The 22,996-nt window shown below is 68.7% G+C and carries 22 protein-coding genes; 16 read left to right on the forward strand and 6 right to left on the reverse strand.

The annotated features are described in order from the left end of the window. Positions 1-186 precede the first annotated feature (186 nt). On the forward strand, positions 187-954 hold the full coding sequence (gene truA / locus EOW66_RS07415) for a tRNA pseudouridine(38-40) synthase TruA (RefSeq protein ID WP_128155781.1): 768 nt from the start codon (positions 187-189) through the stop codon (positions 952-954). Position 955: 1 nt separating this feature from the next. On the opposite strand, the gene EOW66_RS07420 is transcribed toward truA, so the two are convergent. From EOW66_RS07420 to EOW66_RS07430, 3 genes are all read right to left on the reverse strand, one after another. Beyond that, positions 956-2,884, reverse strand: coding sequence for a polysaccharide biosynthesis protein (locus EOW66_RS07420; protein WP_128155782.1), 1,929 nt, complete (start codon positions 2,882-2,884; stop codon positions 956-958). 124 nt (positions 2,885-3,008) lie between these two features. After that, complete coding sequence (locus EOW66_RS07425) at positions 3,009-3,614, reverse strand: sugar transferase (protein WP_128155783.1); 606 nt, start codon at positions 3,612-3,614, stop codon at positions 3,009-3,011. Next, positions 3,611-4,384 (reverse strand): NAD-dependent epimerase/dehydratase family protein, encoded by a 774-nt coding sequence (locus tag EOW66_RS07430; protein WP_239017529.1) that lies wholly within the window; start codon positions 4,382-4,384, stop codon positions 3,611-3,613. The genes EOW66_RS07425 and EOW66_RS07430 overlap by 4 nt, the downstream gene beginning before the upstream one ends. Before the next feature lie 307 nt (positions 4,385-4,691). On the opposite strand from EOW66_RS07430, the gene EOW66_RS07435 reads away from it, so the two are divergent. The 14 genes from EOW66_RS07435 to EOW66_RS07500 all read left to right on the forward strand — a co-directional run bounded on the left by EOW66_RS07435 (position 4,692) and on the right by EOW66_RS07500 (position 17,382). Then, positions 4,692-5,735, forward strand: coding sequence for a polysaccharide biosynthesis/export family protein (locus EOW66_RS07435; RefSeq protein WP_164881058.1), 1,044 nt, complete (start codon positions 4,692-4,694; stop codon positions 5,733-5,735). 134 nt (positions 5,736-5,869) lie between these two features. Next, the gene (locus tag EOW66_RS07440) at positions 5,870-6,736 is read left to right on the forward strand and encodes a branched-chain amino acid aminotransferase (protein WP_128155786.1); all 867 of its coding nucleotides are present in this window, start codon (positions 5,870-5,872) and stop codon (positions 6,734-6,736) included. Between the two features lie 95 nt (positions 6,737-6,831). Beyond that, a complete protein-coding gene (locus tag EOW66_RS07445; RefSeq protein ID WP_128155787.1) occupies positions 6,832-7,866 on the forward strand; it encodes a hypothetical protein in 1,035 nt (344 codons plus the stop codon). A 10-nt stretch (positions 7,867-7,876) separates the two neighbouring features. Then, complete coding sequence (locus EOW66_RS07450; protein WP_128152204.1) at positions 7,877-8,332, forward strand: universal stress protein; 456 nt, start codon at positions 7,877-7,879, stop codon at positions 8,330-8,332. 109 nt (positions 8,333-8,441) lie between these two features. Next, positions 8,442-8,999: a NifU family protein gene (locus EOW66_RS07455; RefSeq protein WP_113899974.1), complete on the forward strand. Its 558-nt coding sequence runs from the start codon at positions 8,442-8,444 to the stop codon at positions 8,997-8,999. Beyond that, positions 8,989-9,642 (forward strand): tRNA (adenosine(37)-N6)-threonylcarbamoyltransferase complex dimerization subunit type 1 TsaB, encoded by a 654-nt coding sequence (tsaB, locus tag EOW66_RS07460; RefSeq protein WP_128155788.1) that lies wholly within the window; start codon positions 8,989-8,991, stop codon positions 9,640-9,642. The genes EOW66_RS07455 and tsaB overlap by 11 nt, the downstream gene beginning before the upstream one ends. Beyond that, entirely contained in the window at positions 9,642-10,067 is a 426-nt protein-coding gene (gene rimI / locus EOW66_RS07465; RefSeq protein WP_128155789.1) for a ribosomal protein S18-alanine N-acetyltransferase, read from the forward strand. The genes tsaB and rimI overlap by 1 nt, the downstream gene beginning before the upstream one ends. Positions 10,068-10,222: 155 nt before the next feature. Further along, the gene (locus EOW66_RS07470; protein WP_128155790.1) at positions 10,223-11,212 is read left to right on the forward strand and encodes a BMP family lipoprotein; all 990 of its coding nucleotides are present in this window, start codon (positions 10,223-10,225) and stop codon (positions 11,210-11,212) included. Then, positions 11,212-12,786, forward strand: a complete 1,575-nt coding sequence (locus tag EOW66_RS07475) for an ABC transporter ATP-binding protein (protein ID WP_128155791.1) — start codon at positions 11,212-11,214, stop codon at positions 12,784-12,786. Before EOW66_RS07470 ends, EOW66_RS07475 begins: the two co-directional genes overlap by 1 nt. Further along, positions 12,783-13,874, forward strand: coding sequence for an ABC transporter permease (locus EOW66_RS07480; RefSeq protein ID WP_128155792.1), 1,092 nt, complete (start codon positions 12,783-12,785; stop codon positions 13,872-13,874). The genes EOW66_RS07475 and EOW66_RS07480 overlap by 4 nt, the downstream gene beginning before the upstream one ends. Further along, entirely contained in the window at positions 13,874-14,842 is a 969-nt protein-coding gene (locus tag EOW66_RS07485; protein ID WP_128155793.1) for an ABC transporter permease, read from the forward strand. The genes EOW66_RS07480 and EOW66_RS07485 overlap by 1 nt, the downstream gene beginning before the upstream one ends. Continuing rightward, the gene (locus tag EOW66_RS07490) at positions 14,826-15,626 is read left to right on the forward strand and encodes a purine-nucleoside phosphorylase (RefSeq protein ID WP_128155794.1); all 801 of its coding nucleotides are present in this window, start codon (positions 14,826-14,828) and stop codon (positions 15,624-15,626) included. The genes EOW66_RS07485 and EOW66_RS07490 overlap by 17 nt, the downstream gene beginning before the upstream one ends. Positions 15,627-15,697: 71 nt before the next feature. Continuing rightward, the gene (locus tag EOW66_RS07495; protein ID WP_128155795.1) at positions 15,698-16,621 is read left to right on the forward strand and encodes a sulfite exporter TauE/SafE family protein; all 924 of its coding nucleotides are present in this window, start codon (positions 15,698-15,700) and stop codon (positions 16,619-16,621) included. After that, positions 16,618-17,382, forward strand: coding sequence for a TIGR02186 family protein (locus EOW66_RS07500; protein ID WP_128155796.1), 765 nt, complete (start codon positions 16,618-16,620; stop codon positions 17,380-17,382). Before EOW66_RS07495 ends, EOW66_RS07500 begins: the two co-directional genes overlap by 4 nt. A gap of 5 nt (positions 17,383-17,387) precedes the next feature. On the opposite strand, the gene EOW66_RS07505 is transcribed toward EOW66_RS07500, so the two are convergent. The 3 genes from EOW66_RS07505 to EOW66_RS07515 all read right to left on the reverse strand — a co-directional run bounded on the left by EOW66_RS07505 (position 17,388) and on the right by EOW66_RS07515 (position 21,368). Continuing rightward, complete coding sequence (locus EOW66_RS07505; protein WP_113899983.1) at positions 17,388-17,624, reverse strand: Lrp/AsnC ligand binding domain-containing protein; 237 nt, start codon at positions 17,622-17,624, stop codon at positions 17,388-17,390. A 58-nt stretch (positions 17,625-17,682) separates the two neighbouring features. Beyond that, positions 17,683-19,230 carry an ATP-dependent DNA helicase gene (locus EOW66_RS07510; RefSeq protein ID WP_128155797.1) on the reverse strand — a complete coding sequence of 516 codons (1,548 nt, stop codon included), beginning with the start codon at positions 19,228-19,230 and terminating at the stop codon, positions 17,683-17,685. 164 nt (positions 19,231-19,394) lie between these two features. After that, entirely contained in the window at positions 19,395-21,368 is a 1,974-nt protein-coding gene (locus EOW66_RS07515; RefSeq protein ID WP_128155798.1) for a protein meaA, read from the reverse strand. A 328-nt stretch (positions 21,369-21,696) separates the two neighbouring features. Between EOW66_RS07515 and ccrA the strand changes: the two genes are divergently transcribed. Then, positions 21,697-22,989 (forward strand): crotonyl-CoA carboxylase/reductase, encoded by a 1,293-nt coding sequence (gene ccrA, locus EOW66_RS07520; RefSeq protein WP_113899986.1) that lies wholly within the window; start codon positions 21,697-21,699, stop codon positions 22,987-22,989. The last annotated feature ends 7 nt before the right edge of the window (positions 22,990-22,996 follow it).

Below are 22,996 nucleotides of genomic sequence, written 5' to 3' on the forward strand. Positions count from 1 at the left end.
CGCCTGCGGCGCAGTCACCCCCGGGATATTTGGCGCAATTGGAAGCGGGAAGCCTGCTGCTTTCTCCTTGCCGGAAATACCTCGGGGGTGAGGCCGCGAGGCCGAGGGGGCAGCGCCCCCTGCCCCGCTCGGGGCCCTGCGCGCTCGGGGATTGCGCGCGGGCCGGCGGCAGGCTATCGCCGGGACATGCCCAGATATGCGTTCAGGATCGAATATGACGGCGGCCCCTTCGCGGGCTGGCAGCGACAGGCGGACCAGCCCTCGGTGCAGGGCGCGGTCGAGGCAGCGCTGTCACGGCTCGAACCCGGCGCCCATACCATCGCCGCGGCGGGCCGCACCGATGCGGGCGTGCATGCGACCGCGCAGGTCGCGCATGCGGATCTCGCCAAGGACTGGGACCCGTTCCGGCTGTCCGAGGCGCTGAACTTCCATCTGAAGCCCGCGCCGGTGGCGATCAGCGCCTGCGCGCGGGTGGCCGATGATTTCCACGCCCGCTTCTCGGCGCTCGAGCGGCGCTATCTCTTTCGTCTCGTCGCCCGCCGCGCGCCGGTCGTGCACGACCGCGGTCTGGTCTGGCAGGTGCAGAACCCGCTTGATGTCGCCGCGATGCGGGCGGGGGCGGCGCATCTGCTTGGCCGGCACGACTTCACCACCTTTCGCTCCTCGCTGTGTCAGGCGGCAAGCCCGGTGAAGACGCTCGACGAGATCCGGATCGAGGAGATCGACTACCCGTCCGGCCGCGAGATCCGCTTTCACCTGCGCGCGCGCAGCTTCCTGCACAATCAGGTGCGCTCGATCGTCGGCACGCTCGAACGGGTCGGCGCGGGGTCCTGGGCGCCCGATCAGGTGCGCACGGCGCTCGAGGCGCGCGACCGCGCCGCCTGCGGGCCGGTCTGCCCGCCGCAGGGGCTCTACCTGAACGGGGTGAGCTATCCGGAAGAGCCGTTCGGCTGAGTCATTCGGCCGGCACGTCGGCGGCGTGCTGCGCCTCGACGATGCGGCATTGCAGCGCCGATTTCGGCAGGCTCTGCGGGTTGTATTCGCGCACCGCCCGCGCCACGACCGAAATCACCTCGGCATCGCTGCCACGATCCACCGCATCGCGCAGGTCGCGCAGCGCCGCGGCGGTTTCCAGCTCGGACAGGTGATCCTCGCGCACCCGGATGATCTTCGGATGCGCCGTGGCCTGGGCGCCCTTGCGCACCATCAGCTCCTCGTGCAGCTTCTCGCCCGGGCGCAGGCCGGTGACCACGATCTCGATGTCGCCATGCGGGGTCTCGGCATCGCGCACGCTATAGCCCGAGGCCGCGATCATCCGCCGCGCCAGATCGCCGATGCGCTGCGGCTTGCCCATGTCGAGCACGTAGACCTCGCCGCCCTCGGCAAAGGAGCCCGCCAGCAGCACGAGGCGGGAGGCCTCCTGGATCGTCATGAAATAGCGCGTCACCCGCTCGTCGGTCAGCGTCACCGGGCCGCCGCGGGCGATCTGTTCCTGAAACAGCGGGATCACCGAGCCCGAGGAGCCGAGCACATTGCCAAAGCGCACGATCGAGAAGATCGTCTTCGGCGCGCGCGCGGCAAGATCCTGGATCATCAGCTCGGCGAAGCGTTTCGAGGCGCCCATCAGGTTGCCCGGCCGCACCGCCTTGTCGGAGGAGACGAGCACGAAGCGCTTCACCCCGGCGTCGCGCGCGGCCCGCGCCAGCGTTGCGGTGCCGAGCGTGTTGTTCGCCATGCCGACTCGTGGATTCATCTCGACCAGCGGCACATGCTTGTAGGCCGCGGCATGCAGCACCACGGCGATCTCGTTGCGCTCCATCACCTGGATCACGTGGATGCCGTCGCAGACCGAGCCGAGCACCGCGACGATCTCGACACCGAGCGCCTCGGCCAGCACCCGCATCTCCGCCTCGGCGTTGTAGAGCGCGATCTCGGACAGCTCGAACAGCACCAGCCGCGCCGGGCGGCAACCGATCACCTGGCGACACAGCTCGAGCCCGATCGAGCCGCCGGCGCCGGTGATCATCACATTCGCGCCGCGATAGGCCGAGCAGCCGGTGGTCAGCGCCTCGTTCAGCGGGTCGCGCATCAGCAGCGCCGCGGGCCCCGCGGGCAGCAGCCGGCTCATCAGCTCGTCGCCGCCATGCAACTGCGAGAAGGCCGGCAGGGTCTGCACCTCGAGCCCGAGCTTGTCGAGGCGCTTCGAGATGAAGGTCTGCTTGTCGACCGACACCGAGGGCATCGCGAGGATCACCCGGTTGATCTTGTAGCGGTCGCGCAGCACCGCCGCATGCACCCCCGAAAAGATCGGCAGCCCGTTGACGTTCATCCCCGACAGCGTCGCGTTGTCGTCGAGGAAGGCGTAGACAACGAGCCCGTCGACCGCCCTCAGCTCGCGCGCAAGCGCCATGCCGGTGCGGCCGGCGCCGTAGATCGCGACCCGGGTGAAGATCCGCGACCGGCGGTAAAGCTGCGTCAGCAGCCACACCATGAGCAGCCGCGAGCCGAAATAGGCGGCAAAATAGACCAGCGCAAAGATGACGTGGAAGCCACTGGAGATCCCGGTGCCGGTCGCCTGTGAGAAGATCGCCGAAATGATGCCGAGCGCCGCCGCCATCAGCATCGAGCGGCCGACGGCCTCGCTCGAATAGTCCTTCAGCTTGATCCGGTTCATCCGGAGCGCGATGCAGAGCACCCCCGCCGAGACCATCAGCACCGGCAGCAGCAGCCAGTGCCGCAGCAGCAGCGTGTCGAACAGCACCTCGGCGCGCGTGCCCTTGAGTGCCATCGTCGCCAGCAGGGCGAGCGGAACAAGGCAGACATCAATCACGAGAAGGATAAATGCCTTCTGCACGCGGGTTAGCGAGATGATTTTCTTAATCATGTGTTCCGGCCGTCCGCGGGCAAAGTCTCAGGAGAAACATACTTTGTCGCAGGGATTCCCGCAACTCTTCGCAGGTGCAGAAACCCCGGGCTATGCCGAAAAAAGCGGCAAAACTCCGCCGAGCCTAATGCAGCACCCGGGTGATCGTCCTGAAAATCAGCACGATGTCGAAGCAGACCGAGGCGTTCTTCGCGTAGATCAGATCGAGCCGGGCCTTGGCCGGCACGCAACGGGCGCAATAGACCCGGTCGGTCTCGGCAGCGGTTCGACAGCGCGCCAGCAGCCATTCCTCGTGCCGGTGGTAATGGATCGAGGCGAGCCCCGTCACCCCCGGGCGCGAGCGCAGGACCGGGCCATAGATCTCGGGGAAACGCTCGACATACTGGCGCAGCGGCGGGCGCGGGCCGACGAAGGAGATGTCGCCCGCGAGGATGTTCCACAGCTGCGGCACCTCGTCGAGGCGGAAGCGGCGCAGGACCCGCCCCGCCGGCGTGATGCGCGCGGCCTTGTGGGCGCCCGAGACGCCGGAATCGCGCGCCACCGTGGTCATCGTGCGGAATTTCCACAGCCGGAAGCCGCGGGTCGGGGTCTTCATCCGCTCGGCCGCATAGAAGAGGGGGCGCCCCTGGGTGAGCAGCAGCGCCGCCGCCACGATCAGCCCGACCGGCAGCACGAGGGGCAGGATCGCAAGCGCAAAGAGGATGTCGAACAGGCGCTTCGAAAGGGTCACGCACGGGCCTCCTGCAGGGCGCGCAGATCGGCCACCACCGCCGCGGCGCGGGCCGGCGCCTCGGGCACCAGGCCAAGATCGACGGCGCGGGTCACATCGAGCTCGACCTCGGGGATCACGCCTGCGGGCGCCGGCCGCGGCACCCAGGTCTCGCCCGCCGCCGCCAGCAGGGCGTCCATCGGCAACGCGCCGGCCAGCGAAAGGTTCAGCACCGCGGGCAGATCCGCCCCCACCGCCGCCAGCCGCACGAGGCGCGCCAGCGCCGCCGCCAGCGCCTGCGGGCCGATGAAGCTGCGCCGTGGCCCGTGCCCGTCGGCGAGGATGTCGAGCGCCCGCCCGCCCTCGGGGGCCGCGCGGCCCAAAAGCGCATCCGCCCCGGCGACATTGCCGATGCGCAGCCAGATCGCGCCCGGCCGGCCCGCAAGCTCGGCCTCCATCGCCGCCTTCGCCGCGCCATAGGGGGCAAGCGGCGCGGGCGTGTCGGTTTCGCGGCAGATCCCGCCTCGGCCCGCGCCATAGACCGCCGCCGAGGAGGCGAGCAGCACCGGCTGCCCGCCCGCCGCATCCGCGGCGTCCAGCGCCGCGCGGGCAAGGGCGGTGTTCTGCGCCAGCGCCTCGGGCGGGCCCGAGGTCACGCCGGCAAGGTTCACGATCACGTCACAGGCGCGCGCCGCGGCAGCGAAGGCCTCGGGCTCGTGCAGCGGGTCAAAGACCAGCGACGGACCGCCCTGCCCGCTGAAGGCCGACTCACGCCGGGCCTGCCAGACCACGCCTTCGGGTGCGGGTTCAGCGGATGCCGCGAAAGCAGGCGACCACGCCTGCCGCAGCAGCGGACCCAGGCGCCCACTTCCGCCGATGACCAGAAGCCGCGGATTCTTCGGCTTGAGAAATGGCTGTTTTGTGCTCATAGACGAAGGACGAAATGCTGATGTGACTCGCGCTGCCATCGCAAAGCCTTAGCATTGGTCGCAAGACCGCGAAACGGGGGATGTCTGAATGAAGTCGATGCGCCGACTGCCGGCCGCAGCCGTATTCTTGTGCGCACTTGCCGCCTGCACCCTGCCCCGCGGGGCAGCCATGCAGTCGGAAATCCTGAAGAACTCGGAAGCGGAAGCGCCGCAATTCGCGCATTATGCCGTCGACAGCAAGCTTCTGCCCGCGATCCAGCACTGGCCCGCCAGCAAGGCAGCGGTATCGCGGCAATGGCTCTCGGGCGGGATCGGCCGCACCGGACAGGTGCTGTCGGCCGGCGACGCGGTGCAGATCGCGGTCTGGGAAAACGGCGAGAACAAGCTGATGACCAACGCCGGTTCGCCCACCACGCAGCTGCAGACCACGCAGATCTCGAGCGCGGGCGCGATCTTCCTGCCCTATGCCGGTCCGGTCAAGATCGCCGGCCTCACCCCCGACGAGGCCCGCGAGAAGATCCAGACCAAGGTGTCCGAACTGATCCCCTCGGCGCAGGTGCAGCTTGAATCGACCCCCGGCAAGTCGAATGCCATCTCGCTCGTCGGCGGCGTGGCGCGACCGGGCAACGTGCCGCTCACCGACCGCTCGCTCACCGTGCTCAACGTGCTCTCGGAAGGTGGCGGCGTTCTGCCCTCGATCGTCAACCCGCAGCTGCGGCTGCTGCGCGGCGGCAAGGTCTACGAGACGTCGATGCAGCGCGTGCTCGACGATCCGGCGCTGGATGCCGGGGTGCGTCCGGGCGACAAGATCGTGGTCGAACCCGACCGGCGCAGCTTCCTTGCGCTTGGCGCCGCCGGGCGGGAACAGGTGGTCAAATTCCCGCAAGATCACGTCAGCGCACTCGAGGCCGTGACCCTCGTCGGCGGCATCGACGGCGCCCGCGCCAACCCCAAGGGCGTTCTGGTCTTGCGCGAATACCCGGCCTCGGCCGTGCATGCCGACGGCAAGGGCGGTCCGGCGCAGCAGCGCGTGGTGTTCTCGATCGACCTGACCACCACCGACGGGCTGTTCTCGGCGCAGAATTTCGAGATCCAGCCGAGCGACCTCGTGCTCGCCACCGAAAGCGCGCTGGTCAACGTGCGGACCGTGCTCGGGCTGTTCAATGCCTCGCTCAACACCGCGCGCACGGCGCAGAAGGTCGAGGCGAACTGAGCCGCGCCCACGTGCAGCTTCCGGGTGGCGACGAAGCCGCCGCCCGGCCCGCAGCTTGATACCGATACAATCGTGGCGCTGGACCTTTGCCGGGCCCGGGGCTTAGTCTCCGCCCCCGACAAAGGAGAGCAGACATGTCTTTCGGCAAGAATATCCGCACCTATTTCGAAGGCAAATGGCATGAGGGCGACATCCCGGTCATGCGCGCGGCCGACCACGGCCTGTGGCAGGGCTCGTCCGTCTTCGACGGCGCCCGCCTGTTCGACGGGCTCGTCCCCGACCTCGAGGCGCATTGCGCGCGCGTGAACCGCTCGGCGCAGGCGCTGATGATCACCCCCACCCTCGGCGACGAGGAGATCTTCGAGATCGCCCGCGAGGGGCTGAAGAAATATGAAAAGGGCGCCGCGGTCTATGTGCGGCCGATGTATTGGGCGATCGACGGCTCGGACGTCGGCGTCTCGCCGGCGCCGAACTCGACCCGCTTCGCGCTCTGCCTCGAAGAGGTGCCGATGCCTGCGGCCGATGCCGCGACGACGCTGACCACCACCTCGTTCCGCCGCCCGGTGATGGCCGACAACGTGTGCAACGCGAAGGCCGGCTGCCTTTACCCGAACAACGCGCGGATGCTGGTCGAGGCGCGCGCGAAGGGCTTCGGCAACGCGCTGGTGCAGGACGCGATGGGCAATGTCGCCGAAACCGCCACGGCGAACGTCTGGATGGTGAAGGACGGCGAATATTTCACCCCGATCGCGAACGGCACCTTCCTGTCGGGCCTGACCCGCAGGCGCCACATGGGGCTGCTGCGCGAGGCGGGCTATACCGTGACCGAGGCAGTGCTGACGCTCGATGATTTCCGCGGCGCCGACGAGGTCTTCCTCACCGGCAACTTCTCGAAGGTGACGCCGGCGGTGGCCTTCGACGAGGTGAAATATGCCCACGGCCCCTTCACCAAGAAGGCGCGCGAGCTTTACATGGACTGGGCGCTCAGCCGTCCGCTCTGAGCCCTGCCACCGGTGCGCGGACGGCGGGGGCGGATGCGGCCCGATCACAGGAGACCGCCGATGCCCCCGTTCCCGCCCGGCCAGCGGAGCCCGCGATGATCCGCGCCGCGGCGCGGCTGGCCCTCGCCTTCTGGGCGGTGGCCTGTCTGGCCGGGGCGCTCTGGGGGCTTGCCCAGAACCCCCTCGCCGCACCGTTTGTCGACCGCAGTCTGACCGAGGCGCGGGCTGTGCTCACATGGGCCACGGCGCGCGAGGCGACGCCCGACTGGCTGCTGCCGCGCCTGAGTGCGGCGATCGCCGCCGATGACCCCGACGAGGTGGCCCTGCTGCGCGACATCGGCCGCGACCATGCCATCCCCATTCCGCCCGATCTGGCCGCCGAGGCCGAGGCGCTGATCGCCCGCCATGAAAGCCTTCAGGCGCAGGCCGGCGCCTGCCTGCAGTGCATGGCCGACATCTCGACCTGCCCGTCGCTCACTCTGGTCGCGGTCTGCGCGCTCCCCTTCGAGCTGAGCCCGGCGGGCGATGTCGCGGCCCTTGGCCGGCAGGGCGCGAACCTCGTCACCGGACAGGATTTCGACGGCATCGAAGCGGGGCTGGCCGCCGTGGGGCTGGCCGCGACCCTGGTCGCGATCCCCTCGCTCGGCACCTCGGTTCCGGTGAAGATCGGCGCCAGCGTGCTGCGCGTGGCGCGCAAGGCCCGCGCGCTGTCGCCGGGCATGACCGGGGCGCTGCGGCTGGCCGCGCGCGGCAGCGGCCGGATCGAACGGCTGACCGCCTTCGCCAGTGACGCCACCCGGATCGCCGCACAGACCTCGCCCGCCGAGGCGCTGCGGGTGCTGCGGCTGGCCGACAGCCCGGCGGAACTGAGTCGCCTTGCGCGGCTTGCCGATGCCGCCGGCCCTGACACGCGCAAGGCCCTTGCGGTTCTGGGCAAGGCGCGTAGCCTGCGCATGCTGCACCGTCTGAGCGATCTTGCGGTGATGACGGCGGGGTTCCTGTTGTCGATCGCCGCGCAAACCGGCACTCTGATCGGCGCGATTTTGAAACTGATGCTGCGCCGCGCCTTGCGCCGCCCGCCGCCCCGGCACCTGCCGCCCGGGCTGCGGACCCGGCCGGGGCCCGGCTGAAGGAGACCCGATGCGCAAGTTCCTTGTCGTGCTCGACGACACGCGCGAATGCCTGAACGCGATGCGCTATGCCGCGATGCGCGCCGCCCATACCGGCGGCGGCGTGACCATCCTTTCGGTGATCCCGCCCGAGGAATACCAGCACTGGATCGGCGTTGCCGAGATCATGCGCTCGGAGGCGCGCGACCGGATCGAGGCGCATTTCGAGGTCTTCGCGAAATGGATGCGCGACCGGCAGGGGGTGGACCCGGAACTGGTGATCCGCGAGGGCGAGCCGGCACACGAGATCCTCGATGTGATCCGCACCGATTCCGAGATCGGCGTGCTTGTCCTTGGCGCCGGCACCGACAAGTCGGGCCCCGGCCCGCTCGTCACCCAGCTCAGCCGCACCTCGGGTTCGCTGCCCTGCCCGCTCACCGTGGTGCCCGGCGACATGTCGAAGGAACGGCTCGAGGCGATCACCTGAACCGCCGTCATCGCGGCCCGACCTGCGCCAAAGCCGCGCATTTCGGCCCGCAAAACTTGACGGAAACACTCGGCGGACGCATATGTGCCACAAGCCAAGGAGGCGCGCCATGTTCATCCAGACCGAAACCACCCCGAACCCCGCCACGCTGAAGTTCCTGCCCGGCATGACCGTGCTCGAGGCCGGCACCGCCGATTTCCCCTCGGCCGAGGCGGCGGGGAAATCGCCGCTCGCGAAGCGGCTGTTCTCCGTGCCGGGGGTGGCCGGGGTGTTCCTCGGCGCCGATTTCGTCACCGTGACCAAGGATGCCGCGACCGACTGGGCCCATGCGAAGCCCGCGATCCTCGGCGCGATCATGGAGCATTTCCAGTCCGGCGCCCCGGTGATGGACGGCGAAGGCGCCCCGGTGCACGCCGAGCATGACGGCGAGGACGGCGCGATCGTCGCGCAGATCAAGGAGTTGCTCGACACCCGCGTGCGGCCTGCCGTGGCGCAGGACGGTGGCGACATCACCTTCCACGGTTTCGAGCGCGGCGTCGTCTATCTGCACATGAAGGGCGCCTGCGCCGGCTGCCCGTCCTCGACCCTGACCTTGAAGATGGGCATCGAGAACCTGCTGCGGCACTACATCCCCGAGGTCACCGAGGTGCGCCCCGTTGCCGGCTGAGGGATACGTTCTCGCCTTCGACACGTCGGCCGCGCATTGCGCGGCCGCTTTGCTGCACGCAGGGCGCCCCGTCGCCGAGCGGCGCGAGGAGATGGCGAAGGGCCAGGCCGAGCGGCTGATGCCGCTGCTCGAGGAGCTGCTTGCCGGTGCGGGCATCGGCTGGCACGACCTTTCCGTGATCGGCGTCGGCACCGGCCCCGGCAATTTCACCGGGGTGCGGATCTCTGTCGCTGCGGCGCGCGGGCTGGCGCTGTCCCTCGGCATCCCGGCGATCGGCGTCAGCACGCTCGAGGCGCTGGCCGAGGGCCTGCCCCGCCCGGTGACCGTGATCGAGGATGCCCGCCGCGGCGAGGTCTATCTGCAAAGCTTCACCGCCACGGGCGCCGGCGCCCCGGCGCTGCTGGCGCTGACCGACCTGCCCCCCGGCATCGCCGGCCATGCGCTGACCGGCTCGGCCGCCGCGCTTGCCTATTCCGAGGTGCAGGCGGGGGAACTGGTCGAGCCGGCGATGCCGCTCGCCGAAGCCATCGCCCGGATCGCCGCGCGCCGCGCCGGCACGCCGCAGCCGCGCCCGGCGCCGCTCTATCTGCGTTCGGCCGATGCCGCGCCACCCTCGGACCCGCCGCCGGTGATCCTCGACTGATGACCGCCGCCGAGCTTGCCACGCTTCATGCCGCGTGCTTCACCACGCCGCGCCCCTGGTCCGAGGCGGAGATTGCAGATCTCCTCGCCTCGCGCTTCTGCTTCCTGATCGAAGAGCCTGCGGGCTTCCTGATCGGGCGCGAGATCGCCGGCGAGGCGGAGCTTCTGACCGTGGCCGTCGATCCCGCCGCGCGCCGGCAGGGACTCGGCCGGCGCCTGCTCGCAGGCTTTGCCGCCGAGGCGTGTGCCCGCGGTGCCGAGACGGCTTTCCTTGAGGTCGCCGAGGACAACACCGCCGCCCGCGCGCTTTATGCCGCGGCGGGCTGGCGGGTATCCGGACGCCGGCGCGGCTATTACCACAGCCCCGACGGGCGGGCCGTGGATGCCCTCGTGCTGAGCCTCGCGCTGGCGCCGCCCAGCATTTGACCAGTTGCTCAAATCCCCGCCAACTGCTGCCCGGGCGCGGCAAAATCGCGCTTGACCGGCCGCCGCTCCTCGGCGCTAATCGAGCTGGTCCGCGGGCCGCGCGTCCGCCAACGGCGTTCCGCGAGGGAACGCAGCACAACGACCGGGAGTGACCAATGACCTTGATGAAACAGTTTCTCGGCACGGCTGCCACGCTGGCGCTGCTTTCCGGCGCGGCCGCTGCCGATCCGGCGCTGATCTACGACCTCGGCGGCAAGTTCGACAAATCCTTCAACGAGGCGGCCTATGCCGGCGCAAAGAAATGGGCCGAGGAAACCGGCGGCTCCTACAAGGAACTCGAGATGCAGTCCGAGGCGCAGCGCGAGCAGGCCCTGCGGCGGCTCTCCGAGTCGGGCGCCAATCCGATCGTGATGACCGGCTTTGCCTTCGGTGACGTGCTGAACACCGTCGCGCCGGACTATCCGAACACCAAATTCGTCATCATCGACGCCGTGGTCGACCAGCCGAACGTGCGCTCGGTCGTGTTCACCGAGGAGCAGGGCTCCTACCTTGTGGGCATGATGGCGGCGCTCGCCTCGAAGTCGCAGACCGTGGGCTTCATCGGCGGCATGGACATCCCGCTGATCCGCAAATTCGCCTGCGGCTATGCCCAGGGCGTGAAGGCGGTGAACGCCGACGCCAAGGTGCTCGAGAACATGACCGGCACCACCCCCGCCGCCTGGAATGACCCGGTGAAGGGCGCCGAGCTGACCAAGGCCCAGGTCGCGCAGGGCGCCGACGTGATCTATGCCGCCGCGGGCTCGACCGGCATCGGCATCCTGCAGGCGGCGGCCGACGCCGGCATCCTGTCGATCGGCGTCGACAGCAACCAGAACTATCTGCACCCGGGCCAGGTTCTGACCTCGATGGTGAAGCGCGTCGACAATTCGGTCTACGAGGCGTTCAAGGCCGGCCCCGAGATGACCACCGGCACCATGGTGATGGACCTCGCCAAGGATGGCGTCGGCTATGCGATGGACGAGAACAACGCCAAGCTCGTCACCGACGAGATGAAAGCCAAGGTCGATGCCGCGGCCGCCAAGATCAAGTCGGGCGAGATCACCGTGCACGACTACATGACGGACAACACCTGCCCGGTGGAATGATGGCACCGGCACAGGACACGGGGCGGCAGGCAACTGCCGCCCCGGCGATCGAGCTGCGCGGCGTCTCCAAGGCCTTCGGCCCGGTGCAGGCGAACAGGGACATCTCGATCCGGGTGATGCCCGGCACGATCCACGGCATCATCGGCGAGAACGGCGCGGGCAAGTCCACGCTGATGTCGATCCTTTACGGCTTCTACAAGGCCGACGCGGGCGAGATCCTGATCCACGGCCACGAGGCGAAGATCACCGACAGCCAGGCCGCGATCCGCGCCGGCATCGGCATGGTCTTCCAGCATTTCAAGCTGGTGCAGAATTTCACCGTGCTCGAGAACGTCATTCTCGGCGCGGAAGAGGGGGCGCTGCTGCGCCCCTCCCTCGCCAGGGCGCGGCGCGAGCTGAAGCGGCTGGCCGAGGAATACGAGCTCGAGGTCGACCCCGATGCGCTGATCGAGGAGCTGTCCGTCGGCCACCAGCAGCGCGTCGAGATCCTCAAGGCGCTCTACCGTCAGGCTGATATCCTGATCCTCGACGAGCCCACCGGGGTGCTGACCCCGGCCGAGGCGGACCACCTGTTCCGCATCCTCGCGAACCTGCGCACGCAGGGCAAGACGATCCTGCTCATCACCCACAAGCTGCGCGAGATCATGCAGATCACCGACACCGTCAGCGTCATGCGCCGCGGCGAGATGACCGCGACGGTGACCACCGCCGGGACCTCGCCCGAGGAACTGGCCGAGCTGATGGTCGGGCGCAAGGTGCTGCTGCACGTGCCGAAGGCCCCCGCGACCCCGGGCCGCACCGTGCTTGAAATCCGCGACCTGCGGGTCACCGACAAGGACCGGGTCGAGCGGATCAAGGGCATCGACCTGACGATCCGCGCGGGCGAGATCCTGGGCATCGCGGGCGTCGCCGGCAATGGCCAGTCGGAACTTCTCGAGGTGCTCGGCGGCTTTGCCGCGGCGACCGGCCATGTGCGGATGAACGGCGAGGAGATCGACCTGACCGGCCGGCATTCCGACGGCCAGACCCGGCGCGCGCGCGGCATCGCCCATGTCCCCGAGGACCGCCACCACCTCGGCCTGATCCTCGATTTCTCCGCCTGGGAAAACACCGCCTTCGGCTATCATAACGCGCCCGAATACCAGAAGAACGCGCTTCTGATGGACAATGCCGCGATCATCGCCGACACCGAGGGCAAGATCGAACGGTTCGACGTGCGCCCGCCGAATGCCTTCCTGCCGGCGAAAAGCTTCTCGGGCGGCAACCAGCAGAAGATCGTCCTGGCGCGCGAGATCGAGCGCAATCCCGACCTGCTGCTGGTCGGCCAGCCCACCCGCGGCGTCGACATCGGCGCGATCGAATTCATCCACAAGCGCATCGTCGAGCTGCGCGACGCCGGCAAGGCGGTGCTGCTGGTCTCGGTCGAGCTCGACGAGATCATGTCGCTCGCCGACCGCATCGCGGTGATGTTCGACGGCCGCATCATGGGCGAGCGTCTGCCCGCCGACACCAACGAACGCGAGCTGGGCCTGCTGATGGCCGGCGTCGCCGACAGCGCGGAGACCGCGGCATGACGAAACTGCCGACCTGGGCCGACCTCGTGCTCGTGCCGCTGATCTCGCTCGTGCTGGCGGCGGCGATCTCGGCGCTCGTCATCCTCGCGATCGGCGGCGATCCGGTCGAGGCGGTGAAGGTGATGGTCGACGGCGCGCTCGGCTCGCCCTACGGCTGGGGCTACACGCTTTACTACACCACCTCGTTCATCTTCACCGGGCTCGGGGTTACGGTCGCCTATCACGCCGGGCAGTTCAACATCGGCAGCGAGGGGCAGGCGCAGCTCGGCGGGCTCGGCGTGGCGCTCGTCTGCCTGGCGCTGCCCTGGCCGCACTGGACCCTCGCCCTGCCCGCGGCGATGGTCGGCGCGGCGCTCTTCGGCGCGGCCTGGGCCGCGGTGCCGGCCTGGCTGCAGGCGAAGCGCGGCAGCCACATCGTGATCACCACGATCATGTTCAACTATATCGCCGCGGCGCTGATCGTCTATCTGCTGGTCGAGGTGCTGCGCCCCGCCGGGCAGATGGACCCCGCCACCCCCCGCTTCCCGAAAGGCGCGGCGCTGCCGGGCTTCCATGAAATCCCCGGCCTGTCGCTGATCTTCACCAGCAAGGTGCCGGCGAACGTCACCTTCTTCGTGGCGCTGCTGGCCTGCGTCGGCGTCTGGCTGCTGCTGTGGCGCACCCGGCTCGGCTACGAGATCCGCGCCTTCGGCAAGTCGAACTCGGCCGCGCGCTATGCCGGGATCTCGCCGGTGAAGGTCATCATGCTGTCGATGCTGATCTCGGGCGGGCTGTCGGGGCTGATGGCGATCAACAACGTCATGGGCGAGGCCGGGCGACTTTTGCAGAACTCGGCCGAGGGCGCGGGTTTCATCGGCATCGCGGTGGCGCTGATGGGCCGCAACCACCCGTTCGGGGTGTTCCTCGCCGCCCTTCTCTTCGGCTTCCTCTATCAGGGCGGGGCCGAGATGGGGCTCTGGACCTCGATCCCGATCGAGCTGCGCCTGCTGGTGCAGGGCCTCGTGATCCTGTTCACCGGGGCGCTCGATACCATGGTGCGGATGATGATCGCCCCGTTCTTCCGCCCGCGCCGGAAGGAGGCCGCCTGATGGATTACGCAACGCTGCTGCAGGTTCTGGCCTCGACGCTGCGGCTGGCGACGCCGTTGCTGCTTGCCTGTCTGGCCGGGCTTTACTCCGAACGCTCGGGCATCTTCGACATCGGGCTCGAGGGCAAGATGCTGATGGCAGCGATGGCCTCGGGCGCGATCGCGGCACTGACCGGCTCGGCCTGGATCGGGCTTGCCGCCGGGATCGGCGCCTCGCTGCTGCTGGCGGCGATCCACGGCCTCGCCTCGATCACCTTCCGCGGCAATCAGCTGATCTCGGGCGTGGCGCTGAACTTCGTCGCCTCGGGCGCGACGGTGCTGATCGCGCAGGCGCTCTTTCAGCAGGGCGGCCGCACGCCCCCGCTGACCGGCGCGGCGCGGTTCGAGCCGCTCGCCCTGCCCTTCCTCGACACGCTGAAGGGCGTGCCCCTGTTCGGCCCGTTCTATGCACAGGTGCTGTCGGGGCATTCGATCCTCGTCTATCTGGCGCTTGCCGCGGTGCCGGCGAGCTGGTGGCTGCTCTACCGCACCCGCTTCGGACTGCGCCTGCGCGCCGTGGGCGAGAACCCGGAATCGGTCGACACCGCCGGCGTCTCGGTGATCCGGCTGCGCTATACCGCCGTCGCGCTCACCGGCGTGCTGTGCGGTGTCGCCGGCGCCTATATGGCGACCGCGCTGCAGGCGGGCTTTGGCCGCGAGATGACCGCGGGGCGCGGCTATATCGCGCTTGCTGCGCTGATCTTCGCGAAATGGCGGCCGTGGTATGCGCTTTGGGCGACGCTCCTTTTCGGCTTCCTGCAGGCGCTCGCTCTGCGCCCCGACGTGATCGAGGGGACGCTGCACATGCAGATCCCGGTGTCCTTCCTCGACGCCCTGCCCTACATCCTGACGGTGATCGTGCTGGCCGGTTTCGTCGGCCGTGCCATCCCGCCCCGTGCCGGAGGAGACCCCTATGTCAAAGAGCGCTGAGCTTGCCGAACTGATCCGCGCGCGCGCCGGCGCCGAGCCGCCGCGGCTCGGGCTGATCCTCGGCTCGGGCCTTGGTCATCTCGCGGCCGAGGTCGAGGGCGTGGCGATCCCCTATGCCGAGCTGCCGGGCTTTCCCGATGCCGGGGTCTCGGGCCACAATCCGCAGCTGGTGATCGGTATGCTCGAGGGCGTGCGTGTCGCGGTGCTGGGCGGACGGGCGCATTACTACGAGCGCGGCAACCCCGCCGAGATGCGGCTGCCGCTCGAGGTGCTGAAGGCGCTTGGCACCGAGACGCTCTTGCTCACCAATGCCGCGGGCTCGCTGCGCGCCGACATCGGCCCGGGCGATCTGATGATGCTGAACGACCACATCGCATTCGCTGGCACCAACCCGCTGATCGGCGAGCCCTCGGACGCGCGCTTCGTGCCGATGACTGACGCCCATGACCCGGTGATGCGCTCGACTCTGCGCGCCGCCGCCGAGGCCGAGGGCGTGGCGCTGCCGCAAGGCGTCTATTGCTGGTTCTCCGGCCCCTCCTTCGAGACCCCGGCCGAGATCCGCGCGGCAAAGATCCTTGGCGCCGATGCCGTCGGCATGTCGACCGTGCCCGAGGTGATCCTCGCCCGTTTCCTCGGGCTGCGGGTCGCCGCCGTCTCGGTCATCACCAACATGGGCGCCGGGCTGTCGGGCGAGGCGATCAGCCACGAACACACCAAGGCGATGGCGCCGCTTGGCGCGGCGAAGTTCGAGCGCGTGCTGCGACGGTACCTGCGCAGCCTCTGAGCCCCGAAAGCGTCATTTGACAGTGGCCCCCCGCGGGGCAACACTGAGGGTTCATCCCGACGGACGGCCGAATGCAGATCTACCTTCCCATCGCCGAGGTCTCGGTCAACGCCTTTCTCCTGCTGGGCCTCGGGGGAATCGTCGGGCTCTTGTCCGGGCTCTTCGGTGTGGGCGGCGGCTTTCTGATCACGCCACTGCTGTTCTTCATCGGCATTCCGCCCTCGGTGGCGGTGGCGACCGGGGCAAACCAGGTCGTCGCCTCCTCGGTCTCGGGGGTGCTCGCACAGTTCAAGCGCAAGGCGGTCGACGTGCCGATGGGCGTGGTGCTGCTGCTCGGCGGGATCCTGGGCTCCGCCCTCGGCATCTGGGTGTTCAACCGGCTGACGAAACTCGGCCAGATCGACCTCGTGGTGCAGCTGGCCTATGTCGTCTTCCTCGGCTCGATCGGTCTGCTGATGCTGCAGGAGGCGGTGCGGGCGATCCGCCGCGCCCGCCGGCCCGGTGCCCGCGCCCATGTGAAGCGCCACCAGCACAACTGGGTGCACAAGCTGCCGCTGAAGATGAAGTTCCGCGCCTCGGGGCTCTACATCTCGGTGATCCCGCCGGCACTCGTCGGCATGGCCGTCGGCGTTCTCGCCGCGATCATGGGCGTCGGCGGCGGCTTCATCATGGTGCCGGCGATGATCTACCTGCTCGGCATGCCGACCAAGGTGGTGATCGGCACCTCGCTCTTCCAGATCCTCTTCGTCTCGGCCTTCACCACGATGCTGCACGCGATCACCAACCAGTCGGTCGACGTGATGCTGGCGCTGCTTCTGATCATCGGCGGCGTGATCGGGGCGCAGATCGGCTCGCAGCTCGGCGGCCGGCTGAAGGCCGAACAGCTCCGCATCCTGCTCGCCCTTCTGGTGATCGCGGTGGCGGGCAAGCTCGGGCTCGACCTGCTGATCCGCCCGGCCGAACTCTTCTCCCTCTTCGCGGGGGCCAGGGGATGATCCGCCTTCTTGCCCTGCTCGCCCTGCTTTTCGCCCTGCCGGCCGAGGCCGGCCCCGAGGAGGTCGTCGCCGGTCTCAGCCGCGACAACATCGGCATCACCGCCGCCTTCAACGGCTCCGAAGTGCTGATCTACGGTGCGGTGAAACGCGACGCGCCCGAACCGGGCGGCGCCCCGCTCGCGGTGATCGTCACGCTCGAGGGGCCGGCACATCCGGTCACCGTCCGCCGCAAGTCGCGCGAGTTCGGGATCTGGGTGAACACCGACAAGGTCCGCGTCGCCGCCGCGCCGAGCTATTACGCCGTTGCCACCACCGGCCCGGTGGCCGAGATCCTCGCCCCCGAGACCGACGTGACGCAGCGCATCACCGTGCCGCTCGCCGTGCGCGCCTTCGCCGGCCCGATCGAGGTGACCGACGCCCGCCCCTTCACCGAGGCGCTGCTGCGCATCCGCGAGGAGGAGGGGGTCTATTCGCTCGACGAGGGCGCGGTGCGGCTGGTCGAGGACACGCTGTTCCGCGCCGACTTCCGGCTTCCCGCGAACCTGACCGAGGGCGATTACAAGACCCGCATCTTCCTGCTGCGCGACGGCAAGGTCGTCGACCGCTACCAGACCGCGATCTATGTGCGCCGCGTCGGGCTCGAGCGCTGGCTCTACATCCTGTCGCGCCAGCACGCCGCGATCTATGGCGCGATGTCGCTGGCGCTCGCCGTCTTCGCCGGCTGGGCCGCGGCGGCGCTGTTCCGGCTGATCCGGAGCTGAGCCGCTCAGAAGGCGCGGAAGGTCATCGTGGTGAGGGTGCGCGCGATGCCCGGGATATCGAAGAGCGTCTCGTTCAGGAAATGGCCGACATCGGCCTCATCGGGCACATAGACCTTGGCGATCAGGTCGAAATCGCCCGAGGTCGAGTAAAGCTCGCTCACCACCTCGCGCTCATAGATCGCGTCGGCAACCTCGTAGGTCTTGCCGGGGTGGCAGCGGAACTGGACGAAAACGCAGCGCATGGGAGCCTCCTTCTGTCGGCGCCAGACTAGGCGCAGCGGCGGCCGAGGGGAAGCTCCCTCAGCCCTCTTCCTCGCGCTCGAGGGTGAGCGCGGCACCGCCCTTCGGCAGGTCGTCGATCGCGAGCGGCGCCGAGGGCCGGGCGAGCCGCGGCCGCACCACCCACAACAGCCGGTTCTCGGCGCGGGTGATCGCGACATAGGCAAGCCGCTTCCACAGCGGGATCCCCGCCTCGGTGCGGCCGGCACGAGAGGCGGCATAGATGTCGGGGGCAAAGACCTGCACGTCGGGCCACTGGCTGCCCTGCGCCTTGTGGATCGTCACCGCCGCGCCATGCAGGAAGGCCGCCCCCATCCGCGCCGCATAGGGGATGAAGGGCTCCTCCTCGTCGGGCAGCTCGATCTTGATGATCGAGGCCGCCGACAGCCGCGGCTCCTCCGCCCCCATCACATGCAGCCGCGAGAAACCGGGCTTCTTGCCGGGGCCGAGATAGATCACCTGCGCGCCCTTGATCAGCCCCCGCGCCTCGAGGTCGATGCGCTTCTTGCGATGCTTCAGCGGCAGCTCGATGCCGTCGCAAATCAGCGGCTCGCCCGGCAACAGCGCATCGGCCGGCGCGCCATGGGCGGCGCGAAAGGCCTGGATCAGCCGGATCCGCGTCGCGTTGCGCCACACCAGCACCGGGCTGCGCGCCATCAGATCGCTCTCCACCCGCTCGGCCCAGACCACCCGCGGATCGCGCGCCGCGGCGGCTTCGATCATCCGCTCGAAGCTTTCGAAGGTCAGGCTCTCGTCGGCAAGCGCATGGGCGAGATCGAGGATCGGGTTGTCCTCGGCCTGCCGGTGGATGCGGTGCAGCACATGCTTCGAGGCCGCGGGCAGGCGCTCGAAACACATCTCGCCGGACTGGTTCACCGGCGCAAGCTGGGCCGGATCGCCGAACAGCACCAGCGTCGGGAAGATCTCGCGCAGGTCGTCGAACTGCCGCTCGTCGAGCATCGAGGCCTCGTCGACGAAGCCGATGTCGAGCGGGTCCTCGCGCCGTTTCCAGCCCTGGATGAAGTCGGACCCGCGCAGCCCCGCCGAGGCGAGCGCGCCGGGGATCGACTTGTGCAGGTCGTAAAACGCCTTCGCCCGGTCGAGCACCTCCTCGGTCAGGCCCATGTCGCCCAGCAGATCGGGCTTCGGCCGCTCGCCCTGCCCCGCCAGCCATTCGGCGATGCGCTCGTATTCCGGATCATAGACCGGGGTATAGAGGATGCGGTGGATGGTGGTCGCAGGCACCCCGCGCGAGCGCAGCACCGAGGCCGCCTTGTTGGTGGGGGCGAGGATCGCGAGCGTGCGCCGCTCCTTGCGCTTGCGGCCCTCGAAATCGCCCGAGACGATCTCGATCCCGGCCGCCTCGAGCGCCTTGTAGAGATTGGCGAGCAGCAACGTCTTGCCCGAGCCCGCCTTGCCGATCACCGACAGAACGCTCGGCGCGCCGCCCTCGGGCAGCACCGTGCCCTCGACAAGATCGACGCCCGCGGCCTCGAGCGCCTCGGCAACGGCATCCCAGGCCTCGGCCTGGTCTTCGGAAAACTGGACAGTCGCGGGAGTGGTGGTCATGGGCGCGACCTTACAGGGCGCACCCGGCTTTCGGAAGGCGGGAAATCGGCCCGGACGGGTGCCTCCGGCGGAGGTATTTTCGGCAAGATGAAAGCCCCCTCCCCTTTCATCTTGCCTCAAATACCTTCGGGGGGCTCGGGGGGCAGAAAGCCCCCGGCACCGTGTCAGGCCGCGCGCGAGGCCGGGGTGACCAGCGCGACGATGTCCATCATGATCCGGTTCAGCTCGAAATCCTTCGGCGTATAGACCCGCGCCACGCCGAAGCCCTTCAGCTTCACCGCATCCTCGTCGGGGATGATGCCGCCGACGACCACCGGCACATGGTCGAGCCCGGCGGCGCGCATCCGCCCCATCAGCTCCTCGATCAGCGGAATGTGGCTGCCCGAGAGGATCGAGAGACCGACCACATGCGCCTCGTCCTCGACCGCCTTCGCGACGATCTGCTCGGGCGTCAGGCGGATGCCGTCATAGGTGATGTCCATGCCGCAGTCGCGGGCGCGGAAGGCGATCTGCTCGGCACCGTTGCTGTGCCCATCGAGCCCCGGCTTGCCGACCAGGAACTTCAGCCGCCGGCCAAGCTGCGAGCTGACCGCATCGACCGCAGCGCGGATCTCGTCGAGCCCCTCGGTCTTGTTCGAGGGCGCGCGCGAGACGCCGGTCGGGCCGCGGTATTCGCCATGCACCGCGCGCATCACGCCGGCCCATTCGCCGGTGGTGGTGCCGGCCTTCGCCGCGGCGATCGAGGCGGGCATGATGTTGCGCCCGGCCTTGGCATCGTCCGAAAGCTGAGCGAGCGCCGCCTGCACCGCCGCCGCGTCGCGCGCCGCGCGCCAGGCGGTAAGCCGGCCGACCTGATCGGCCTCGACCGCCGGATCGACGACCATGATGCCGCCATCGCCCGCAGTGAGCGGCGAGGGTTCGCCCTGCTGCCAGCGGTTCACGCCGACGACGATGGTCTCGTTCGCCTCGATCCGGTTGATGCGGGCGGCGTTCGAGTCGACGAGCCGCGCCTTCATGTAGTCGATCGCCGCGATCGCGCCGCCCATGGCGTCGAGGGTCTCGAGCTCCTGCCGCGCGCCGGCCTTCAGCTCTTCGACCTTCGCCGTCACCGCCGGGTTGCCGTCGAAGAGATCGCCATATTCGAGCAGGTCGGTCTCGTAGGCCATGATCTGCTGCATGCGCAGCGACCATTGCTGATCCCAGGGCCGCGGCAGGCCGAGCGCCTCGTTCCAGGCCGGCAGCTGCACGGCGCGGGCGCGGGCGTTCTTCGACAGCGTCACCGCGAGCATCTCGATCAGGATGCGGTAGACGTTGTTTTCCGGCTGCTGCTCGGTCAGGCCGAGGCTGTTCACCTGCACGCCATAGCGGAAGCGGCGGTATTTCTCTTCCTCGATACCGTAACGCTCGAGGCAGATCTCGTCCCAGAGCTCGGTGAAGGCGCGCATCTTGCACATCTCGGTGACGAAGCGGATGCCGGCGTTCACGAAGAACGAGATCCGGCCGACCATCGCCGGGAAGCCCTCGGCCGGCACCTTCTTCTTCAGATCGTCCAGCACCGCGATGCCGGTCGCCAGCGCGAAGGCCAGCTCCTGCTCGGGCGTCGCGCCGGCCTCCTGCAGGTGGTAGGAACAGACGTTCATCGGGTTCCACTTCGGCAGGTGCTCGCGCGTATAGGCGGCGACGTCGGTGATCATCGCGAGCGAGGGCTTCGGCGGGCAGATATAGGTGCCGCGGCTGAGGTATTCCTTCACCAGGTCGTTCTGCACCGTGCCCTGCAGCTTCGAGACGTCCGCGCCCTGCTCCTCGGCGACCGCGATATAGAGCGCGAGCAGCCAGGGCGCCGTGGCGTTGATCGTCATCGAGGTGTTCATCTGCTCGAGCGGGATCTCATGGAACAGCGCGCGCATGTCGCCCAGATGGCAGACCGGCACGCCAACCTTGCCGACCTCGCCGCGCGCGAGCACGTGATCCGAATCATAGCCGGTCTGGGTCGGCAGGTCGAAGGCCACCGAAAGCCCCGTCTGCCCCTTCGCGAGGTTCATCCGGTAAAGCTCGTTCGATTTCGCGGCCGTGGAGTGGCCCGCGTAGGTGCGGAACAGCCAGGGCTTGTCCTTGGCGGGTTTCTGGATCTCGGTCATGGCGGCCTCCGGGGCTGGGGCGATTCACGATGGGCAAGAAAATTGCCGTTCGAGACCTGATATGCGAAAGAATGTGTCCCTGTCAATTCGCTGCAGCGCGGCGCGACGGGACAACCCCCGGCCCGATTGCGGCAGGCCCTGCTGGCCGCGCAGCGATCCTTTTGCTTGTGCAGCATGGACTTGCCGGTTTCGGCTCCGCGTCGAAACGGGAGGGACACAAAATTACAAAATCACAACTTCGAGCATTGCATTGTTGCGCAAGCAAGATTATTTCGTTCTGCAATCCCCGCCTGATTCTGCGGCGCGGCGACGACAACAGGAGATGCTCATGGCCCTCGACGTGAACACCGGGATCGCCCCTTATGACGCCCCCGAGAAGGACCTCTACGAAATCGGCGAGATGCCGCCCCTCGGCTATGTTCCGAAGAACATGTACGCCTGGGCGATCCGCCGCGAGCGTCACGGCGAGCCCGAGCAGTCGTTCCAGGTCGAAGTCGTGCCGACCTGGGAGATCGACAGCAACGAGGTGCTGGTTCTGGTGATGGCCGCGGGGGTGAACTACAACGGGGTCTGGGCCGGTCTCGGCATCCCGGTGTCGCCCTTCGACGGCCACAAGCAGCCCTATCACATCGCCGGCTCCGACGCCGCCGGCATCGTGTGGAAGGTCGGCGACAAGGTGAAGCGCTGGAAGGTGGGCGACGAGGTCGTGATCCACTGCAACCAGGATGACGGCGACGACGAGGAATGCAACGGCGGCGACCCGATGTTCTCGCCCAGCCAGCGGATCTGGGGCTACGAGACGAACGACGGCTCGTTTGCGCAGTTCACCCGCGTGCAGGCGCAGCAGCTGATGCCGCGGCCGAAGCACCTGACCTGGGAGGAATCGGCCTGCTACACGCTGACCCTCGCCACCGCCTACCGGATGCTTTTCGGCCACGAACCGCATGACCTGAAGCCGGGCCAGAACGTGCTGGTCTGGGGCGCCTCGGGCGGGCTTGGCTCCTTCGCGATCCAGCTGGTGAACGCGGCCGGCGCCTCGGCGATCGGGGTGATCTCGGACGAGGACAAGCGCGACTTCGTGATGTCGCTCGGCGCCAAGGGCGTAATCAACCGCAAGGACTTCAAGTGCTGGGGTCAGCTGCCGAAGGTGAACTCGGAAGAGTACAACGTGTGGCTGAAGGAAGCGCGCAAGTTCGGCAAGGCGATCTGGGACATCACCGGCAAGGGCGTGAGCGTTGACATGGTCTTCGAACACCCCGGCGAGGCGACCTTCCCGGTCTCGACGCTGGTGTGCAAGAAGGGCGGCATGGTGGTGATCTGCGCCGGCACCTCGGGCTTCAACTGCACCTTCGACGTGCGCTACATGTGGATGCACCAGAAGCGCCTGCAGGGCAGCCACTTCGCCCATCTGAAGCAGGCTTCGGCGGCGAACAAGCTGATGATCGAGCGCCGCATCGACCCGTGCATGTCCGAGGTCTTCCCCTGGGACGAGATCCCGAAGGCGCATACCAAGATGCTGCGCAACCAGCACAAGCCCGGCAACATGGCGGTGCTGGTGCAGGCGCCGCGCACCGGGCTGCGCACCTTCGAGGATGCGCTCGAGGCCAGCCAGAACCGCTGAGCCAAAC

Origin of the sequence: Paenirhodobacter huangdaonensis, assembly GCF_004022465.1 — a bacterium.
Taxonomy (GTDB): Bacteria; Pseudomonadota; Alphaproteobacteria; order Rhodobacterales; family Rhodobacteraceae; genus Rhodobacter; species Rhodobacter huangdaonensis.

Coding starts and splice junctions, on each gene's coding strand:
- EOW66_RS07500 (WP_128155796.1), top strand. CDS start 16,618: ATGATCCGCCTTCTTGCCCTGCTCGCCCTGCTTTTCGCCCTGCCGGCC.
- EOW66_RS07495 (WP_128155795.1), top strand. CDS start 15,698: ATGCAGATCTACCTTCCCATCGCCGAGGTCTCGGTCAACGCCTTTCTC.
- EOW66_RS07470 (WP_128155790.1), top strand. CDS start 10,223: ATGACCTTGATGAAACAGTTTCTCGGCACGGCTGCCACGCTGGCGCTG.
- truA (WP_128155781.1), top strand. CDS start 187: ATGCCCAGATATGCGTTCAGGATCGAATATGACGGCGGCCCCTTCGCG.
- EOW66_RS07450 (WP_128152204.1), top strand. CDS start 7,877: ATGCGCAAGTTCCTTGTCGTGCTCGACGACACGCGCGAATGCCTGAAC.
- EOW66_RS07485 (WP_128155793.1), top strand. CDS start 13,874: ATGGATTACGCAACGCTGCTGCAGGTTCTGGCCTCGACGCTGCGGCTG.
- EOW66_RS07440 (WP_128155786.1), top strand. CDS start 5,870: ATGTCTTTCGGCAAGAATATCCGCACCTATTTCGAAGGCAAATGGCAT.
- EOW66_RS07515 (WP_128155798.1), bottom strand. CDS start 21,368: ATGACCGAGATCCAGAAACCCGCCAAGGACAAGCCCTGGCTGTTCCGC.
- EOW66_RS07490 (WP_128155794.1), top strand. CDS start 14,826: ATGTCAAAGAGCGCTGAGCTTGCCGAACTGATCCGCGCGCGCGCCGGC.
- EOW66_RS07505 (WP_113899983.1), bottom strand. CDS start 17,624: ATGCGCTGCGTTTTCGTCCAGTTCCGCTGCCACCCCGGCAAGACCTAC.
- rimI (WP_128155789.1), top strand. CDS start 9,642: ATGACCGCCGCCGAGCTTGCCACGCTTCATGCCGCGTGCTTCACCACG.
- ccrA (WP_113899986.1), top strand. CDS start 21,697: ATGGCCCTCGACGTGAACACCGGGATCGCCCCTTATGACGCCCCCGAG.
- EOW66_RS07420 (WP_128155782.1), bottom strand. CDS start 2,884: ATGATTAAGAAAATCATCTCGCTAACCCGCGTGCAGAAGGCATTTATC.
- EOW66_RS07475 (WP_128155791.1), top strand. CDS start 11,212: ATGGCACCGGCACAGGACACGGGGCGGCAGGCAACTGCCGCCCCGGCG.
- EOW66_RS07510 (WP_128155797.1), bottom strand. CDS start 19,230: ATGACCACCACTCCCGCGACTGTCCAGTTTTCCGAAGACCAGGCCGAG.
- EOW66_RS07445 (WP_128155787.1), top strand. CDS start 6,832: ATGATCCGCGCCGCGGCGCGGCTGGCCCTCGCCTTCTGGGCGGTGGCC.
- EOW66_RS07435 (WP_164881058.1), top strand. CDS start 4,692: ATGCAGTCGGAAATCCTGAAGAACTCGGAAGCGGAAGCGCCGCAATTC.
- EOW66_RS07480 (WP_128155792.1), top strand. CDS start 12,783: ATGACGAAACTGCCGACCTGGGCCGACCTCGTGCTCGTGCCGCTGATC.
- EOW66_RS07455 (WP_113899974.1), top strand. CDS start 8,442: ATGTTCATCCAGACCGAAACCACCCCGAACCCCGCCACGCTGAAGTTC.